At 62.4% G+C, this 16,626-nt stretch carries 18 protein-coding genes and 1 pseudogene; 10 read left to right on the plus strand and 9 right to left on the minus strand.

Translation table 11 applies throughout. The features are described 5' to 3' along the window. Positions 1-2: 2 nt before the first annotated feature. Both AC0L14_RS17520 and cysS read right to left on the minus strand, forming a co-directional pair. Positions 3-389: a VOC family protein gene (locus AC0L14_RS17520; RefSeq protein ID WP_473486662.1), complete on the minus strand. Its 387-nt coding sequence runs from the start codon at positions 387-389 to the stop codon at positions 3-5. Beyond that, positions 386-1,858, minus strand: coding sequence for a cysteine--tRNA ligase (gene cysS, locus AC0L14_RS17525; RefSeq protein WP_473750207.1), 1,473 nt, complete (start codon positions 1,856-1,858; stop codon positions 386-388). The genes AC0L14_RS17520 and cysS overlap by 4 nt, the downstream gene beginning before the upstream one ends. A 389-nt stretch (positions 1,859-2,247) precedes the next feature. On the opposite strand from cysS, the gene AC0L14_RS17530 reads away from it, so the two are divergent. After that, positions 2,248-2,403: a hypothetical protein gene (locus AC0L14_RS17530; RefSeq protein ID WP_095496669.1), complete on the plus strand. Its 156-nt coding sequence runs from the start codon at positions 2,248-2,250 to the stop codon at positions 2,401-2,403. A gap of 83 nt (positions 2,404-2,486) precedes the next feature. On the opposite strand, the gene AC0L14_RS17535 is transcribed toward AC0L14_RS17530, so the two are convergent. Then, the gene (locus tag AC0L14_RS17535; protein ID WP_473528054.1) at positions 2,487-3,245 is read right to left on the minus strand and encodes an SOS response-associated peptidase; all 759 of its coding nucleotides are present in this window, start codon (positions 3,243-3,245) and stop codon (positions 2,487-2,489) included. Positions 3,246-3,370: 125 nt separating this feature from the next. On the opposite strand from AC0L14_RS17535, the gene AC0L14_RS17540 reads away from it, so the two are divergent. The 4 genes from AC0L14_RS17540 (at position 3,371) to AC0L14_RS17555 (ending at position 5,729) form a co-directional block, all read left to right on the plus strand. Next, entirely contained in the window at positions 3,371-3,790 is a 420-nt protein-coding gene (locus tag AC0L14_RS17540) for an NUDIX hydrolase (protein WP_473486659.1), read from the plus strand. A gap of 48 nt (positions 3,791-3,838) precedes the next feature. Beyond that, a complete protein-coding gene (locus tag AC0L14_RS17545; protein ID WP_123149796.1) occupies positions 3,839-4,216 on the plus strand; it encodes a TIGR02301 family protein in 378 nt (125 codons plus the stop codon). Positions 4,217-4,529: 313 nt separating this feature from the next. After that, positions 4,530-4,787, plus strand: a complete 258-nt coding sequence (locus AC0L14_RS17550; RefSeq protein WP_077381793.1) for a hypothetical protein — start codon at positions 4,530-4,532, stop codon at positions 4,785-4,787. A 138-nt stretch (positions 4,788-4,925) separates the two neighbouring features. Continuing rightward, positions 4,926-5,729, plus strand: a complete 804-nt coding sequence (locus AC0L14_RS17555; protein WP_473750208.1) for a hypothetical protein — start codon at positions 4,926-4,928, stop codon at positions 5,727-5,729. 21 nt (positions 5,730-5,750) lie between these two features. Here AC0L14_RS17555 and AC0L14_RS17560 read toward each other — a convergent pair whose 3' ends face one another. Further along, positions 5,751-7,082 (minus strand): dihydroorotase, encoded by a 1,332-nt coding sequence (locus tag AC0L14_RS17560; protein ID WP_473486657.1) that lies wholly within the window; start codon positions 7,080-7,082, stop codon positions 5,751-5,753. A gap of 83 nt (positions 7,083-7,165) precedes the next feature. On the opposite strand from AC0L14_RS17560, the gene ygfZ reads away from it, so the two are divergent. The 3 genes from ygfZ to AC0L14_RS17575 all read left to right on the plus strand — a co-directional run bounded on the left by ygfZ (position 7,166) and on the right by AC0L14_RS17575 (position 10,892). Beyond that, positions 7,166-8,044 (plus strand): CAF17-like 4Fe-4S cluster assembly/insertion protein YgfZ, encoded by an 879-nt coding sequence (ygfZ, locus tag AC0L14_RS17565; protein ID WP_473486656.1) that lies wholly within the window; start codon positions 7,166-7,168, stop codon positions 8,042-8,044. Further along, positions 8,044-8,676 carry an HD domain-containing protein gene (locus AC0L14_RS17570; RefSeq protein ID WP_473486655.1) on the plus strand — a complete coding sequence of 211 codons (633 nt, stop codon included), beginning with the start codon at positions 8,044-8,046 and terminating at the stop codon, positions 8,674-8,676. Before ygfZ ends, AC0L14_RS17570 begins: the two co-directional genes overlap by 1 nt. 65 nt (positions 8,677-8,741) lie before the next feature. Next, entirely contained in the window at positions 8,742-10,892 is a 2,151-nt protein-coding gene (locus AC0L14_RS17575; RefSeq protein WP_473486654.1) for a putative bifunctional diguanylate cyclase/phosphodiesterase, read from the plus strand. Between the two features lie 48 nt (positions 10,893-10,940). Here the strand turns inward: AC0L14_RS17575 and AC0L14_RS17580 are convergent. The 5 genes and pseudogenes from AC0L14_RS17580 to AC0L14_RS17600 form a co-directional block, all read right to left on the minus strand. Then, a pseudogene (locus tag AC0L14_RS17580) lies at positions 10,941-11,495 on the minus strand (fatty acid desaturase); the annotation flags it as partial. Positions 11,496-11,535: 40 nt separating this feature from the next. Further along, positions 11,536-12,999 (minus strand): RimK family protein, encoded by a 1,464-nt coding sequence (locus AC0L14_RS17585; protein WP_473486653.1) that lies wholly within the window; start codon positions 12,997-12,999, stop codon positions 11,536-11,538. Next, positions 12,996-14,195: a peptidase C39 family protein gene (locus AC0L14_RS17590; protein WP_473486770.1), complete on the minus strand. Its 1,200-nt coding sequence runs from the start codon at positions 14,193-14,195 to the stop codon at positions 12,996-12,998. The genes AC0L14_RS17585 and AC0L14_RS17590 overlap by 4 nt, the downstream gene beginning before the upstream one ends. 169 nt (positions 14,196-14,364) lie before the next feature. Then, positions 14,365-15,156 (minus strand): anti-sigma factor family protein, encoded by a 792-nt coding sequence (locus AC0L14_RS17595; protein ID WP_473486652.1) that lies wholly within the window; start codon positions 15,154-15,156, stop codon positions 14,365-14,367. Then, positions 15,153-15,671 (minus strand): sigma-70 family RNA polymerase sigma factor, encoded by a 519-nt coding sequence (locus AC0L14_RS17600; protein ID WP_135936357.1) that lies wholly within the window; start codon positions 15,669-15,671, stop codon positions 15,153-15,155. Before AC0L14_RS17600 ends, AC0L14_RS17595 begins: the two co-directional genes overlap by 4 nt. A 280-nt stretch (positions 15,672-15,951) precedes the next feature. Between AC0L14_RS17600 and AC0L14_RS17605 the strand changes: the two genes are divergently transcribed. Then, positions 15,952-16,206 carry a type II toxin-antitoxin system VapB family antitoxin gene (locus tag AC0L14_RS17605; RefSeq protein WP_292216872.1) on the plus strand — a complete coding sequence of 85 codons (255 nt, stop codon included), beginning with the start codon at positions 15,952-15,954 and terminating at the stop codon, positions 16,204-16,206. After that, the gene (locus AC0L14_RS17610; RefSeq protein ID WP_473486651.1) at positions 16,196-16,624 is read left to right on the plus strand and encodes a type II toxin-antitoxin system VapC family toxin; all 429 of its coding nucleotides are present in this window, start codon (positions 16,196-16,198) and stop codon (positions 16,622-16,624) included. The genes AC0L14_RS17605 and AC0L14_RS17610 overlap by 11 nt, the downstream gene beginning before the upstream one ends. Positions 16,625-16,626: the final 2 nt, after the last annotated feature.

Raw genomic sequence — 16,626 nt, forward strand, 5'->3', positions numbered from 1 at the left:
CTTCACTCCGGGGTATGGCAGACGGCTTCGACATTGTTGCCGTCGGGGTCGAAGACAAAGGCGCCATAGTAGTTCGCATGATAGTGCGGACGCAGGCCCGGCCCGCCATTGTCCTTGCCGCCGGCAGCGATGGCGGCGGCGTGGAAGGCATCGACCTCGGCGCGGCTGCGCGCGGTGAAGGCGACGTGCTGGCGGTCCTTCGGCTTGTCCTTGCCTTGATGCAGCCAGAACACCGGCCGGTCACGGCCATAGCCGCCGACCTTCGCACCGCCGGTATATTCCTGCGGCACCATGTAGAGCAGCGAGGCACCGAGCGGCGCCATCGCCTTATCATAGAACGCCTTCGACGCGTCGAAATCGGAAACGGTGATGCCAAGATGATCGATCATCTTTTTACCTCCCAGGTGGTGATGCGGGCGCTGGTGACGGGGTCCTTGCCGTCCTTCAACTGGATACCTTGCGCCAGCAATTCGGCGCGGATGCGGTCGGCCTCGGCCCAATTTCCAGCAGAGATGAGGGTCAGGCGTTTGGCGATCGCCCTGGCGATGGCGTCTTCATCGACTTTGGCCGGCGTAACGTCGAAGCCAAGGAACAGCAACGCCGCCTTCAGCGAAGCGGCAGCATCGTTGCCCGCTGCGGCAGCGTTACCGCCACCGGCAGCATTGAAATCCACAGCCTCGCCGGCCAACTGCGTCAGCACCTGGAACGCAGAATAGGTTGCGAGATCGTCCGACAGGGCTTCCACCACTTCCACCGGCAATTGCATTGCCGCCGCCGGTGCGATATCCGCCGCCCGCTTCCATTTACGCAGCGTATTTTCCGCCTCTTCCAGCTTGCGCACGGAAAAGTCGATCGGCTCGCGATAATGCGTCATCAGCATCGCCAGCCGCAGCACCTCGCCCGGCCATTTGCGGCCACCAAAGGTCTCGGTCTCCAGCAACTCGTTGATCGAGTAGAAGTTGCCCAAGCTCTTGGACATCTTCTGCCCCTCGACCTGCAGGAAGCCGTTGTGCATCCACACTTTTGCCATCACATCGGTGCCGTGGGCGCAGCGCGACTGGGCGATCTCGTTCTCGTGGTGCGGGAAGATCAGGTCGAGCCCGCCGCCATGGATGTCGAAGACCTCGCCGAGATAGGCGGCCGACATCGCCGAGCACTCGATGTGCCAGCCCGGCCGGCCCCTGCCCCACGGGCTGTCCCAGCCCGGCTCTTCCGGCGAGGACAGCTTCCACAGCACGAAATCGCCAGGGTTCTTCTTGTGTGGATCGACGGCGACGCGAGCGCCGGCCTGCTGTTCGTCGAGATTGCGCTTCGACAATTGGCCGTAGTCCGGCATCGAGGCCGTGTCGAACAGAACTTCGCCTGCCGCAACATAGGCATGGCCGCGTTCGATCAACCGTTGAATCAAGGAGATCATGTCGACTTTGCCATCGGCGCGCGGCTCGACGAATTCGGTGGCGCGCGGCTCGACCGTCGGTTCCAGGCAGCCGAGCGTTGCCACATCCTTGTGGAACTGGTCGGCGGTTTTTTCGGTGACCCGCCGGATCGCCTCGTTCAGCGACAGCTTTCCCGAGGCAATCTCGCCGCCGAAATCGCGCAGTGCGCGGTCATTGATCTTGTCGTCGACATCCGTGATGTTGCGTACATAGGTGACGTGCGCTTGCCCGTAGAGATGGCGCAGCAGACGGAACAGCACGTCGAAGACGATCACCGGCCGCGCGTTGCCGATATGGGCAAAGTCGTAGACCGTCGGGCCGCAGACATACATGCGCACATTGCGCGGATCGATCGGGAAGAAATCCTCCTTGGTCCGCGTCAGCGTGTTGTAGAGGCGCAGGCCCTGCGATGCGTCAGACATTCGTGCCTTCCCGGTGCGTTACTTTTTGGCTGGGCCCACTTGCGCCGAGACGCAAATCAGGCACCAGCCTGCTGGCCGGGGCGTTTGTCCACTCTAGAAGGAAGATAGGCGAAAACGTCCGGACCAGCGCGAAGCTAGCCAATAATGCAAATGCCACAAATGGCGAAAGACGTTCTCATGAGCGGCTTTATCGCCTCACCCAGTGTTGCCGTCAAGTCGCAACTTTCGGCAAAAGAGTCGCTGGATCACAGGTAATGACGCAGTGAAACATTTTATTAAACATCTCGGCACAGTCATGAAACATTCGCCGGCTAGATCACCAGATGTCACGATTTGGTCGGATTCGACCAGCAAACGCGGACACGAAGACGTTACCAGGGAAGAGAAAAATGCCCCGAACCAAGCAGGACTCCAGCAGTGCCAAGCAACCGGCGCTCGCCAGCCAATACCGGGCGATCGGCCCGGCCGCGATCGTCGCCGCCCTTCTCCACACAGCGAAGAAGAAGAAGCCGGTGCAGAAGATCATATCGCCGCGCGCTGCCTGATGTGACGTGCGGCCGGCCGGTCGCCAGTAAATGGGGTGCCGGCAATGAAGGCGCTGAAGCGCCCCAGGAAATAGCAGCTACTGCTAAAACAAGGTCATCTGATTGTCGTCCGCGCCGGGCTTCTGGCGCCTGGCCTTCCCGGGCTCCGGCCCCACGACGCCCCCCTGAATCTCCGGCCCGGTGTTGGCGACCTTGTTGACGAGGTCGGAAACCGGAACAGCCTCGAAGAAATCGAGCAGTGCCGGTCTGAGCAGGTCGGCCACGTCGCGCGGCTCCAGCGTGCGGCAATCCAGCCAGCGGGCGAAATCCTGCGGATCCATCACCACCGGCATCCGGTCATGGATATGGGCGATGTCGGCATTGGCGTTAACGGTCAGGATGGCGCCGGTGTCCATCTCCGAACCGCCCGGCTCGGCATAGGTCTCGATCAGCCCGGCGAAGGCGACAAGCCCGCCATGCTTAGGCCGCACCCAATAGGGCTGCCCCCTCTTGCCGCCCGATTGACGCCATTCGTAGAAGCCGGAAGCCGGGACCAAAGCGCGGCGATGGCGCATGGCGGTGCGAAACGAGACCTTTTCCGTTGCTCCCTCCGAGCGGGCGTTGAACAGCAGCGGAAACTCACGCGTGTCCTTCACCCAGGCTGGAATCAGTCCCCAGCGCACCAGCATCGGCTGCCGGTCAGGCAGATTCGAGCCTGACGCCTGCGGCAAGCCTGCAATCGCCATCAGGACCGGCTGCGTCGGCGCGATGTTGTAGCGGGCCGGAAAATCCTCCAGCTCCGTCAGACCGAGAAAGGCGGCAGTCTGGTCCGGCGTGGCGGTCAAGGCGAAGCGTCCGCACATAAGCTAAAAACTCGTTGAATTGGTCGGATGCGAAGGTGGCAATGGAACCGGCGTTGCGCAATCGCTAATGCTTCTTCAAGCCGACCGGTCCACAACGGGCTGCAGCAAATGACGATCGGAGATCCATGGACGAGATGCGCAAGATACTCCCGGCTGTCTCGGTCGCCATTGTCCGCGGCAACACGGTGCTGCTGGTCAAGCGGGCGCGGCAGCCTTCGCAAGGATTCTACGCGTTTCCAGGCGGCAAGGTCGAGGCCGGCGAGACGCTGCAACAAGCCGCGCAGCGCGAATTGCTGGAAGAAACCGGGTTGCAGGCTCACAACTACCGCCCACTTCGGGAAATCCACATCGACGGCGGCAGCGACGGGCACCCGGTCGACTATCTGCTGACGGTGTTCGGCGCCACCTATGTCGGCGGCGAGCCCGTAGCCAGCGACGACGCCGAGACCGCCGCCTTCTATACGCTCGGCGAAATGACGGCGCTGCCGCTTGCCGCTTCGGTGTTTGCCGTTGCCGAAGAATTGCTCAGGAATGCAGGGGCGTAACCTCCAAAATCGCCTTGCAGCCGACAAATTGTTTGGCCACATAGACTTATGATCCGCGCATCGCTTTTCCTTGCAGCTTGCCTCGCCGCCAGTACGGCAATCGGCGCGCGGCCGGCGCTGGCCGCCGAGTCGCCGTTCGAGCCGGGGCTGATGCGGCTGGCGGAGGTGCTTGGGTCGCTGCATTTCCTGCGTAATCTGTGCGGCGAGAAGGGCGACCGCTGGCGGGTCGAGATGGAGAAGCTGATCGCTTCGGAAAATCCGGACCCGGAGCGGCGCGCCCGCTTCATCGCCAGCTTCAATCGCGGCTACCGCTCCTTCGGCGGCACCTACACGCAGTGTACCGCCTCGGCGACCGAAGCCATCAGCCGCTACATGAAGGAAGGCGAGACGCTGTCGCGCGACATCGCCTCGCGCTACGGCAACTGACCTTGGCACCCCCTGCTTGTGTCCGGTGGCGTCTTAGTGCAATCCTTGTGTTGCACTTCTGCAACGGCATTAACGAAACGTTACCGCGCGGATGTGGAATTAACTCAAACTGAAGGTTTTCATCCCGCTCGCCGGCCTAATCGGCTAAGTTTGAATCGGATCGAACGCAGGTTTGCAAAACGTGACGAGCCCTTGTCGAAACGACCCTAGAAATGTCGTATTTACAAGTACTTACTTAACCTGCGTGTAAAAGGGACAGCCCAAGCCTGATCCGCATCTGCCGGATCGCCGCTTGAAAAGGGTGGACATCGCAATGGAACATGGCGTCAACGACATCGACGCGCTGGTCAGGGAAGAAAAGCGCCTGACTGCCGTGGAAAGCCACAGCGAGGCCTGGGCGGAAGGGCTTTCGGCCGGAATCGAGCCGGAAATCATCGCCGAGGCGGCCCTTGAAACCGCGTTCGGCGAAATGCTGCGCGCCAATGGCGAGACCTCGGCCCTTGCCCTGCTCGACCGCATGCGTGAAAAGGTGATAGCCGGGGCCTTCGAACCAGGACGGCTGCGGCACTGAACCGGCATCAGGCTCTTTGACCACGGCGTGCCGCTTGGGCGGTCATGCCCCGGGCACCTGGGCGGGCCTGGGCACCTGTAAGGGCCTGGGCATCTGTAAGGGCCTGGGCATCTGGACGGAATCATGGAGAGGCAGGCGGTGAACTTTTCGACGTCAGGCCAGCCGCGTGGCTTGGCCCTCAGCATCCGGCTCGCCGCTTTTTGCGCCGCGGTTCCGCTCGCGCTTTGCCTCGCAAGCAGCCCCGGATATGCGCTGAGTGAAATCAAGCGCGAGGACCTTCCTTCGCCGGTCGCGCCGCCCGCCGACGACGACATGCCGCCGCCGGGAACTGCGGTGCCGATGCCCGACCCGCTCGCCACGACGCCGCCTGCGGCTAGCCAGCCAACGCCCCCCGACGAGCGGGAACAGATCGAACCGGAGAGGCCAACAGACGATGGTGGCATAGCCAATCCGCAAGTCGACCCGGATGAACCCTTGCCCGAGGTCGTCTACGATCTCAGCAAGCTGCCGGAGCCGGTCAGGCGCATGCACGATCTGATTATCGGGGCCTGCAAGAGCGGCGACATCGAAAAGCTCCGGCCGCTGATCGGCCAGGGCGATACGATGACCCAATTGTCGCTGAGCGAGATCGAAGGCGACCCGATCACCTTCCTGAAAGGTCTTTCGGGCGACACGGAAGGCCAGGAAATCCTCGCCATCCTGGAAGAGGTACTCGGTGCCGGCTATGTCCATGTCGATGTCGGCACGCCGCAGGAGCTCTATGTCTGGCCATATTTCTTCGCGCTGCCGCTGGACAAGCTCGACGCCAGGCAGCGGGTCGAGCTGTTCAAGATCGTCACCGCCGGCGACTATGACAGCATGAAGCAGTTCGGCGCCTACATCTTCTACCGCGTCGGCATCACGCCGGACGGACAGTGGACGTTCTTCGTCGCCGGGGATTGAGCGGCTTGAAAGTCCGACGCTCTAGACCGCCAGCGCCTCGGAAAACTCCACCGCCCGGCCCTGCCCGGGCGTGACGATCTCGCCTTCCCACATCACGCGGCGGCCGCGCACGACTGTTCCGACCGGCCACCCGGTCACTTCTCTGCCGTCATAGGGCGTCCAGCCAGCCTTCGAGCCTGCCTGCGCATTGGTGATGGTCTCGCGACGTTTCAAATCGACGATCGTGAAATCCGCGTCGTAGCCGGCGGCGATGCGGCCTTTGCTGGCCATGCCGAAGATACGCTGCGGGCCGTGGCTGGACAGGTCGACGAAACGTTGCAACGTCAGCCGGCCGGCATTGACGTGGTCGAGCATGATCGGCACCAGCGTCTGCACGCCGGTCATGCCCGACGGCGAGGTCGGATAGGGCTTTGCCTTTTCGGCCAGCGTGTGCGGGGCGTGGTCGGAACCCAGCACATCGACGATGCCTTGCGCAATGCCGTGCCAGATGCCGTCGCGGTGGCGTGCTGCACGCACAGGCGGGTTCATTTGGATCAGCGTGCCGAGGCGTGCATAGTCGTCAGCGCTCAGCGTCAGATGATGCGGTGTCGCCTCGCAGGTCGCGACGTCCTTGTGCCGTTCGAGGAGGGCGATCTCCTCGGCGGTCGAGATGTGCAGCACATGGATACGCGCGCGGGCTTTGCGAGCAATGCGCACAAGGCGCTCGGTGCAGCGGAAGGCGGCGATCTCGTCGCGCCAAACCGGATGCGAGGCCGGGTCGCCCTCGATGCGTTCGCCGAGCCGCTCGCGCAGCCGGAATTCGTCCTCGGAATGGAAGGCCGCACGGCGGCGGGTATTCCTCAGGATCGAGGCGACGCCCTCATCGTCCTCGACCAAAAGGTCACCGGTGGACGAGCCCATGAATACTTTTATGCCGGCAGCACCGGGTAGCCGCTCCAGTTCGCCGGCATCCCCGGCATTGTCGCGGGTGCCGCCGACCCAGAAGGCAAAGTCGCAATGCATGCGGCCGGAGGCGCGCCGCACCTTGTCGGCAAGGGCTGCCTCGCTGGTGGTCAGCGGGTTGGTGTTGGGCATCTCGAAGACGGTGGTGACGCCGCCCAGCACAGCTGCCCGCGAGCCGGTCTCCAAATCTTCCTTATGCTCCAGCCCCGGCTCGCGGAAATGCACCTGGCTGTCGACGACGCCGGGCAGGACGTGCAGGCCACGACAGTCGACCGTCTCGCCGGCTGAAGTCTGGCCAAGATCGCCGATGGCGGCGATGCGCCCGCCGTTGATGCCGACGTCGCGCCGGCCCTCGCCATCGTGATTGACCACCGTGCCGCCTGTCAGGATGAGGTCGTAGGTCGTGGCCATGCTGATCCGGTCTCTTGCGGGGGGAGTGTGAGCGGCTTACGTAATGGCCGACTGTTTTGCAAGATCAGGTTCTTTTTCCGCCCATGCCCTTTGCCCTACTGAGAGATCGCGCACTCGTTTCCGTGTCAGGCCCGGATGCCGAGAACTTTTTGCAGAACATCCTGACCACCGACCTCGACGCACTGGCTGCCGGCGAAGCAAAGCCTGGCGCCTTGCTGACGCCGCAAGGCAAGATCCTGTTCGACTTCCTGATCTCCCGCGCTGGCGAGAATTCCTTCCGCCTCGAATGCCGAGCCGATGTATCAGATGATTTCATCCGGCGGCTGATGCTCTACAAATTGCGCGCCAAGGTCGAGATCGCCAAGGCAGATCAGGGACTTGTCGCTGTTGCGTGGGGGGATGACTCAACCGCTTCGCAGTTTGATTCAACGCCGGTTGCAGATGCACGGTTCCGCGACGCGTCCGTAACGCGCTTTTATGGCGGCACGGCCGCCGGCGGCGATCCGGCCGCATGGCAAGCTCTGCGCATCGCCCATGGGATTGCCGAAAGCGGCAGCGACTATCAGCTCGGCGACGCCTTCCCGCATGATGTGCTGCTCGACGAGACCGGCGGTGTCGGCTTCAGGAAGGGCTGCTATGTCGGCCAGGAGGTGGTCTCGCGCATGCAGCATCGCGGCACCGCCAGACGGCGGGTACTGATCGTTTCGGCCGAGCGGCCCCTGCCGGCTCCTGGTGCCGAACTGACAGTTGCCGGGCGACCGGTCGGCACGCTTGGTACTGCCGCCGGCACGGCAGGCCTCGCCATAGCCCGTATCGACCGAGTCAAGGCAGCGCTCGACGTCGGCCAGCCGATCATGGCGGATGACGTCACTGTGTCGCTCACCATCCCTGCCTGGGCGAAGTTCACTTTTCCGCTGGAAACCGTTGGCCCGCAGGAATCCGTCGGCGCGGAGGAGGCCTGATGGCGGCCGACCGTGCCGGCGCGCCGCCGCGCGCCTGGCAGCGCATGCTGTCGGGCCGGAGGCTGGATCTGCTTGACCCTTCGCCGTTTGATATCGAGATTTCGGACATCGCCCACGGGCTTGCCCGCGTCGCCCGCTGGAACGGCCAGACCAGCGGCGATCACGCCTTTTCCGTCGCCCAGCATTCGCTGCTGGTCGAGGCGCTTTTCGGCGAGCTGGCGCCGGACGCCCCGGCCGACGCGCGGCTGGCGGCTTTGCTGCACGACGCGCCGGAATATGTCATCGGTGACATGATCTCACCGTTCAAATCGGTGATGGGCGGCAGCTACAAGGAGTGCGAGCTGAGGCTGCAGCGCGCCATCCATCTGCGCTTTTCGCTGCCGGTCGAACCTAGTGCGGGCCTGCGCAAGGAAATCAAGCGCGCCGACCAGATCGCCGCCTATTTCGAGGCGACGCTGCTTGCCGGCTTTTCGACCGCCGAGGCGACCGAATTCTTCGGCCGACCGCGCGGCTTCAATGCCGAACGCTTCGATTTCACCCCGCGTTCGGTGACCTGGGCGCAAAACGCGTTCCTCAAACGGTATGCGGCAATCGAGAAATCGCGGCGTCAAACGCTGCAGCCGGCCGACTGAAAAACGGTAAATTAACCGAAAAGGACAACAGTGCCGTGTTCGATCACGGTCTGCAGGCACGCCTCATGTCCGTCACTCATGCCAAGGCTGGTTCGCCCGTCCGCGGACGGAGGGCCGAAGGTATAGGCCTGCCGCGACGGATAGAGGACGAACTGCGAAAACAGGATGATCGTTTTTCGGCCGCCGTCGAGAACATGTCGCATGGCTTGGCCATGTTCGATGCCGACGAGCGTATGATCATCTGCAACGGCAATTATACCAGCATCTTTTGCCTCGACCCCGAGATCGTGCAGCCCGGCATCCGGTTTTTCGACATCCTCCAGCACAGCGTCGACATCGGTGTCGCCTCGCACAGCGCCGAAGAACTCTACGCCATCCGCAAGCCCTATATCGACCGGGCGAAACCCTCGACCTACGAGGAAACGCTGTCGGATGGCCGCATCATCAACATCTCGCACCGGCCGCTGGCTTCAGGCGGCTGGGTGTCGATCTACGAGGATATCACCGAACAACGGCGCGCCGAGCAGGAGCTGAAGGAGCAGCATCGACGCTTCGACGCGGCACTCGCCAACATGTCGCAAGGCCTTTTGATGTATGACGCAGACAGCAGGCTGATCGTGCGCAACGAACGTTTCCTGGAACTCTACCACGTGACGCCGGCCGATTTTCCGCTTGGCATGAGCCACGGCGACGCGCTTGAGCAGCTCGTGCGCCTGGGTATCTATGCAGAGATCGACATCGACAGCGAGATCTCGAAAACCGCAGCCTGCCTTCAAGCCGGGGAAATGCGGTCAACCTATCGCCATCTTGCCGATGGCAGAACGCTTTTGGTCGTGCGGCGGCCGATGAGTGGAGGTGGCTGGGTCGCAACTTTCGACGACGTCACCGAGCGCAGGCGCGTCGAAGAGCGCATGACCCACCTTGCACATCACGACACGCTGACCAATCTGCCCAATCGCTCGATGTTCCGCGAACGGCTCGACCAGGCCTTGGGCGAGGCCACGGACCTGGCGATATTCTCGCTCGACCTCGACCGCTTCAAGTCCGTCAACGACACCTGGGGGCACCCGGCGGGCGACTGGCTGCTGAAATGCGTGGCCGAGCGGCTGCAAAATTGCCTTCGCAACGAAACGGACGTGGTCGCTCGTTTCGGCGGCGATGAGTTCGTCATCATCCAGTTCAATACAAAAGGTGCCGGCCCAAAAGGTGCCGGCGATGCGGAAAAACTGGCAAAACGCATTATCGATATCATCGGAAAGCCATTTCGCGACAAAAGCCGCGACATGCATGTCGGCATCAGCCTTGGCATCGCCCTTTTCCCCAATGACGGCAGGGATGCCGACACGCTGCTAAAAAACGCCGACATGGCCCTCTACAGGGCGAAAAGCGAAGGACGCAACGTCTATCGCTTCTTCGAGCCAGGCATGGATGCGATGGTACGGGCACGACGCGCACTCGAAACCGACCTGCAGGCAGCGCTGCGGCGGCGGGAATTCGAGCTCGATTTCCAACCCATCATGAACATCGCCTCCAGCGAAATCGTCGGCGCCGAAGCGCTGATGCGGTGGCACTCGCCGGCACGCGGCTTGGTGCCGCCAGACGACTTCATCCCGGTCGCCGAAGAAACCGGGCTGATCGTGCCGCTCGGGGAATGGGCGCTGAGGAAAGCCTGCACGGTTGCGGCGGGCTGGCCGCATGGGTTGCGTATCGCGGTCAATGTCTCGGCTGTGCAGATCAAAAGTGGCACCTTTGCCCGCAGCGTGATCTCCGCGCTGGCATTTTCCGGCGTGCCGGCCGATCGGCTTGAACTAGAAATCACCGAAACAGTGCTGATGGACGAGAGCGATACCGTGCTCAAGACGCTCAGGCAGTTGCGCGACCTCGGCGTCCGAATCGCGCTGGACGATTTCGGCATCGGTTATTCGTCGCTCGGCTATCTCCGCCGCTTCCCGGTCGACAAGATCAAGATCGACCGCTCCTTCATCCGCGACATCGACAACCGCGACACGGCCGCGATCGTGCGCACGGTTATCGGGCTCGGTGCGCAGCTTGCAACGACCGTCACCGCCGAAGGCGTCGAAACCGGAGCGCAACTTGAATTCCTGCGCAGGGAAGGCTGTGTCGAGGCCCAAGGCTACCTGATCGGTGTGCCGTCGAATGCGGCGGATATCCAGCGCCTGCTGAAGTCGAGCGCGGTGGTCAGACAATCCGGTTGAACGCGACAGCGCCGAGCCAGTCATCGGCTCGGCCTGAGATACCTGCCATCAGCGCAATGTTTCGATATATTTTTCCTGGAAGCGCACGTAACCGGCTTCGATCTCCTTGAGATGGCGCTCGATCAGCGCGTGAAACGCCGGCAGTTGATGGAACGGCACACCCGGATAGGCATGATGCTCGGCGTGAAAGGGCATGTTCCAGGCGAGCTTGCGGACAAACCAGTTGGTCAGCGTCGTCCGGGTGTTTTCCAGCATGTTGGCCACGAAAGGGCAGCGGCCATGCTCGGCCAGCAAATAGAGGCGTAGGAACGGCTGCCCGAGAAGCGCCGGCACGATCCAGACATAGACGAGCGTGGTTGCCCGGAACCAGACGGCCAGCACAAGCACGACGGCATAGAAGGCAATCATGGCGCGGGCCTCGGCGCGCACCTTGGGCCGGCCTTTTGGCGGTACGCAACTGTCCTGGCATCTGCCGGTGGCGTTGATGTAGAGCCTCTTGAAGTGGCCCCACCACACCGGAATGCCGGAGACGTGGACAATATACTGCCGCAGCGTTTCCGGCTTGGGAAAGGCCAGTTCCGGGTCGTTCTCCGGATCCTGGGTCACTATGAATAGCATCTCTCCGTCTCCCCAAGTGGAACGGTTACCGACCCTGTCGGTCGAGCCGTTCCAGGAACCACTGCGTCAGCCGCACCCAGACCTCGTCTTTTTCGCCGGAGTCCTCCCAGCCATGGTCGAGATTGGGATTGTCGTTGACCTCGATGACGAAGACACCGTCCTTGGTCTCCTTGAGGTCGACGCCGTAGAGGCCATCGCCGATGCAGCGCGCCGCCCTCACCGCCGTCTCGACGACATGGGCCGGCGCCTCCTTCAAGGTAAAGGTCTTGATGCCGCCCTGGTCCGGCTTGCCGTTGGCCTTGTGGTTGACGATCTGCCAGTGCTTCTTGGCCATCAGATAGTGCACGGCAAACAGAGGTTGACCGCCGAGCACGCCGACGCGCCAGTCATATTCGGTCGGAATGAATTTCTGCGCGATCAAGAGATCGGAATCCTCCAGCCATTCGGTGGCAAGCGTCTTCAGTTCCTCGAAGGTGGCGCATTTCTTGACGCCGCGCGAAAACGACGAGTCCGGGATCTTCAGCACCAGCGGAAAGCCCAGCGCCCGCGCCGCAACTTCGAGATCCGAGGTGCCGGCGATCATCACCGTCGGTGGCACCGGCACCTTGTTGTAGGTCATCAGCTCGTTGAGATAGACCTTGTTGGTGCAGCGGATCATCGACAGCGGATCATCGATGACCGGCATGCCTTCCTGCTGGGCGCGGCGCGCGAAGCGGTAAGTGTGGTTGGAGATCGAAGTGGTCTCGCGGATGAACAGCGCGTCGTAATTGGCGAGCTTGGCCAGATCCTTTTTGGTGATCGGCTCGATTTCGACGCCCATCTTTTCGGCGATCTTGGCCCAGTAGCGCAGCGACGAAATCTCCGACGGCGGCAACTCCTCATGCGGATCGACCAATGTGGCGAAGGTGTAGCGCGCCGGCGTGCGGCCCTTGGTGTCACGCCATTCGCGGTTGGTATAGGTCTCGAGGCACTGAAGGAAGCGCTTTTCTTCCTCCTCGGTCATCCTGGCCAGCGGATGGAAGCCGATCTTGCGGACCGACGCCCATTCGGCGCCGTCGGTGATGCGGACTTCCAGCGCCGGCGCTCGAAACCAGTCGAACAAAAGCTTGGCGAAGCGATCCCATATCCTCGACGGGCCGATGCCGAAGAAGATGCAGACTTTTTGCGGAAAGGCGCCGCCCAGATCCTTGCGGCATTTGTTGAGCGCGAGTTCCAGCTCCGGCAGCGCGTGATCGTAGAGCTTGCGCTCGGACAGGTCGATCATCGTCTCGACCGTCGGGATGACCTTGTGGCCGCGCGAACCGGCCAGCAGCGAGGCATAGTAGCCGCGGCTTTGGTAGCCGTAATTGTTCGACAGGTTGATGACCTTCGGCCGCTGTCCGCGAAACAGCGCAGGATGGGCAAGGTAGTCGCGATTGGTGATGATCTTGTGCGGTGTCGCCACCTGATCGAGATCGTTCTGCCGGCCGGTAAGGATGACCCAGGTCATTGTCTGTCGCGCTTTCCGAGGGTAATGGCGGCACGCAATCCGTCGCGGCCGAACTGCGCCATGTTCATGAAGATGCCGTAAGGCACGGGAATGTTGGCGGCATCAAGAATGGTCTCCTGTCTCTCGTCTTCGACCCAGGGATCGTGGATCAGGATATGGTCGCCGTCGTCGCCGATGGCCAGCACCCAGTGCGGAACCTTCTTGCCGAACATCAGGAAGCCGCTGATCAGGACCAACACCAGTTTCCCCTCGGCGATCGCGGTGCGGATATCGTCGATGGCGAATGGACGGTAATTCACCGGGATGCCGTAATGTTCCGCGCGCCGGCGAAAGTCGACCTGCGCCAGTTCCATCACCCGGCGCTTGTCTTGGCTGCGCACCGACTGCAGGAACAGCGCGCCATGGAAGGAGACATATATCTCGGCAGAGAGCCCGCTTTCATGGCCGGCAACGGCGAGGCCGAACGGCTCGCAGCCGCCAGGCCCCGACATCATGAAAACGGTGGTCGCCTCGCGCCACAAACGGATTTCCATGACCGGGTCGGGCACGAAGCCGGGCTCGAAATTGGCCATTGCCATCATCAGGCAGCACGGGCCGCAGGTGAATTCGCAGGTCTGCTGGTAGAACGGCACCCTGGTGGCGACCGGAATGTCGCCCCGCAAGGTCTTTTCGTAGCGCAGCGCCGAGGCGCCGTCCTCGTAATAGCCCGGTTCGCGGCCGATCTTGCGGTAGCCGCTCTGCTCGTAGATGCGAATGGCTCGGCTGTTGTCCTCGCGCACCTCGAGGCGCAGCATCATGCGGTTGTGTTCGAAGGCGGTCTCCTCCGCCGATGCCAGCAGCATGCGGCCAATGCCGAGCCCGCCGAAAAAGGGACCGATGGCGATGGAATAGAGCCGCGCGACGCCGCTGCCTTTGCGAAACAGCACGACCGCATAGCCGGCGACGCGGCCGTCGCTTTCGGCAACCAGCAGCTCGGCACTTTCGCGTTCGATCAACTGGCGAAAGGAGCGGCGGGAAATGCGATCGCTCGAGAAAACAGCCTTCTCGATGACGGCGAGGTCATCGACGTCGGACGCGCGGGCCGTGCGAATCTCGGCAGGCATGCGGGCTCGGAAAACCTCGATTGCGTTGTGGAAAAGGCCCTGGTCAGAAGTGTCGACAACACAGCCGAAGCGCCAGCATCCGTCAAGCGCTATCGCACCTCGATTCGGGCTCAATTGTGACAGTTTCGCCGGGTGCACGGCCCGAAAATCGAAATCGATTTTCGGAAAGGATCATGCGCAAAAATTAAAGTGCTACAGCGTCCTTTGCGCGTCCAAAGGACGCGCGGCGCTGTAGACGCAACCTTTGAAAAACAGGCGCAGCTCAGCTGGCCAGCCCGGCAAGAAGCTGGCTGTAGGCGCTCTTCGCCACCGCAGTCAGCTGCGCGCGCGGCAGCGAGCCGACGACGGCGCAGCCATAGCCCTTATCCAGCCAGTAGACGGCCTCGGGGCCGTTCTCTTCCGACCCATAGGTGCCCTTGGCCTTCTCGGCCGATTCGGCCGTGACGAACAGCGAGATGCGCTCGCCTTTGTCGTCCTCATAAAGCAGCATCGCGGCCTTGCTCTCGCCAGCGGGCAGCAGCCGGCCGCCGACGAGCTGGAATCCTTGCGCCGCCAGATCCGGTGCGACCAGCTTCAGGCCGACCCGATTGGACAGCCAGGTCTGCAGATGATCCTTGTCGCTGGCGGGCACTTCCACCGCATGTCGCTGCTCGGCGGCATAGATGACATGGGCTGCGATCGCCTGCTCGGCGAGTTGGTCCTCGGCGGGGTCTTCCAGGCCGAGATGGTCGATGCCGGCGAAATAACCGCCAACACCGCCAATGGCCAGCATCGCCGCTGCGGCAGCCGGGAGCCACCAGCGCGAGCCCAATGGCACCGTCTTGACCGGCGCCTCGCCGAACACGATCTTCTGCAACCGCGCCGGCACCGGCTCGTCGAGCACGCCGGCAAAGGCGGCACGAAGCGCTGCGCGGTCGGCGACATAGCGGGCGCTCCTCGCCTTCATTTCAGGATTGGCGTCGAGCCAGGCGTCATAAGCCACGCGCTCGTCAATCGGCAACTCGCCATCGAGGGCCATGTGGATGTCGCGTTCGGAAAAATCGCGCCGGGTCATTTCTCGACGATCCTTATCGCCCGGCGACGCGCGGCGTCATCCAGCAGCCCGCGCAACTCATCACGCCCGCGCGCGATGCGCGACATCAGCGTGCCGGCCGGCACGCCGAGGATGTTGGCGGCTTCGGCATAGGAAAAGCCTTCGATGGCGACCATGACCAGTGCTGCGCGCCGATCGGGGCTTATCGCCTGCAACGCGTCGATAATTTCGCGCGAGGCGATGCTCTCCACCTGCTCGGCTGGTGCTGCCTGCGCCTCGCTCGCTTCCAGCGGCAGCATCGCGGCTTCGCCGCGCCGGTTCACCTTGCGCATTTGGTCGATGAACAAATGATGCATGATCGTAAACAGCCACCTCCTGGGGCTTTCTCCAGTCTGCCAATTGTCGAGCCGCACAAGCGCCCGTTCGAGACAGTCCTGAACGAGATCGTCGGCGGAATCGCGGTCGCGCAGCAGCGAGCGCGCATAACGGCGCAGGCGTGGTATTTCGCCCAGGATTGCTGCCTTCTTTTCGTCCATGACCGCTGGTTCTGAGGTCGCCCTTGTTCATCCGATTGAACGCGCCTTCACGGCGCGGCGCAAGCGGCCAGCGCGAAGCGGTCCGCCGCCCCGGCCACCCAAGCAACAAGATAACGCGGCCGGCGGGCGATTTATTCCCGGCCGGCGCTGGAGGGCCACCTGTCAAGGCGCCGCACGCCATGAATGAGAGGTGTGAGGTTGAAAGCGCGCCCTGAAGGCGTATATTCGAAGTCATATATTTTGTATATTCGACTTGGAATATACGTTTGGAGAAATCGATATGTCTCTGTACATCCGCGATAACGAGGTCGACGCGCTGGCTCGTCAGTTGCAGTCCGCCATCAAGGCGCCCACGAAGACTGAAGCAGTGCGAATCGCTCTCAAGCGCGAGCTTGAACGAGCGAACTCTGTCCTTCCGCTGAGCGAGCGTATCAAAAAGTATCAGGATGCCGCGAGCGCACTTGGTCCCGATGACCCCACCTTCGATATGAAGAAATTCATGGACGAGGCCTGGGGGGAACCCGATGTTTCTTGATGCGTCCGCCATTATTGCGCTGATTTTGAGAGAGGCAGATGCGGCTCGTCTGCTGAGAAGGATTGAAGCTGCCGAGACGCTCTATTTCTCGCCGAGTTCCGCTTTTGAAGCTATCCTCGGAATCGCCCGCAGGAAATCTGTGGCTGAAAGCGGCGATCAAGCTCCGACACCGCCTGCTCTGATCGATCAATGCCAAACGATCGTCATCGGCTTCTTGGCCGAACTCATGGCCGTGGAAGTTCCACTGGATGCTGCCATTCGCGAACTCGCAGTAAAAGCCGCGCGCGACTACGGTCGATACGTCGGCCATCCCGCCAAGCTGAATTTCGGCGACTGCTTCAGCTATGCATGCGCCAAGGCCTACCGGGTACCCCTGCTCTACAAGGGCAATGATTTCTTGCAGACCGATCTGGCCTGAAT

This window comes from Mesorhizobium sp. WSM4841 (assembly GCF_055811515.1).

What these genes read in the sequence shown, in the direction of transcription:
- ygfZ (WP_473486656.1), top strand. Translation starts at nt 7,166, where the DNA reads ATGCCCTTTGCCCTACTGAGAGATCGCGCACTCGTTTCCGTGTCAGGC.
- AC0L14_RS17530 (WP_095496669.1), top strand. Translation starts at nt 2,248, where the DNA reads ATGCCCCGAACCAAGCAGGACTCCAGCAGTGCCAAGCAACCGGCGCTC.
- AC0L14_RS17540 (WP_473486659.1), top strand. Translation starts at nt 3,371, where the DNA reads ATGGACGAGATGCGCAAGATACTCCCGGCTGTCTCGGTCGCCATTGTC.
- cysS (WP_473750207.1), bottom strand. Translation starts at nt 1,858, where the DNA reads ATGTCTGACGCATCGCAGGGCCTGCGCCTCTACAACACGCTGACGCGG.
- AC0L14_RS17545 (WP_123149796.1), top strand. Translation starts at nt 3,839, where the DNA reads ATGATCCGCGCATCGCTTTTCCTTGCAGCTTGCCTCGCCGCCAGTACG.
- AC0L14_RS17600 (WP_135936357.1), bottom strand. Translation starts at nt 15,671, where the DNA reads ATGGACGAAAAGAAGGCAGCAATCCTGGGCGAAATACCACGCCTGCGC.
- AC0L14_RS17595 (WP_473486652.1), bottom strand. Translation starts at nt 15,156, where the DNA reads ATGACCCGGCGCGATTTTTCCGAACGCGACATCCACATGGCCCTCGAT.
- AC0L14_RS17570 (WP_473486655.1), top strand. Translation starts at nt 8,044, where the DNA reads ATGGCGGCCGACCGTGCCGGCGCGCCGCCGCGCGCCTGGCAGCGCATG.
- AC0L14_RS17610 (WP_473486651.1), top strand. Translation starts at nt 16,196, where the DNA reads ATGTTTCTTGATGCGTCCGCCATTATTGCGCTGATTTTGAGAGAGGCA.
- AC0L14_RS17575 (WP_473486654.1), top strand. Translation starts at nt 8,742, where the DNA reads ATGTCCGTCACTCATGCCAAGGCTGGTTCGCCCGTCCGCGGACGGAGG.
- AC0L14_RS17535 (WP_473528054.1), bottom strand. Translation starts at nt 3,245, where the DNA reads ATGTGCGGACGCTTCGCCTTGACCGCCACGCCGGACCAGACTGCCGCC.
- AC0L14_RS17605 (WP_292216872.1), top strand. Translation starts at nt 15,952, where the DNA reads ATGTCTCTGTACATCCGCGATAACGAGGTCGACGCGCTGGCTCGTCAG.
- AC0L14_RS17585 (WP_473486653.1), bottom strand. Translation starts at nt 12,999, where the DNA reads ATGACCTGGGTCATCCTTACCGGCCGGCAGAACGATCTCGATCAGGTG.
- AC0L14_RS17560 (WP_473486657.1), bottom strand. Translation starts at nt 7,082, where the DNA reads ATGGCCACGACCTACGACCTCATCCTGACAGGCGGCACGGTGGTCAAT.
- AC0L14_RS17550 (WP_077381793.1), top strand. Translation starts at nt 4,530, where the DNA reads ATGGAACATGGCGTCAACGACATCGACGCGCTGGTCAGGGAAGAAAAG.
- AC0L14_RS17520 (WP_473486662.1), bottom strand. Translation starts at nt 389, where the DNA reads ATGATCGATCATCTTGGCATCACCGTTTCCGATTTCGACGCGTCGAAG.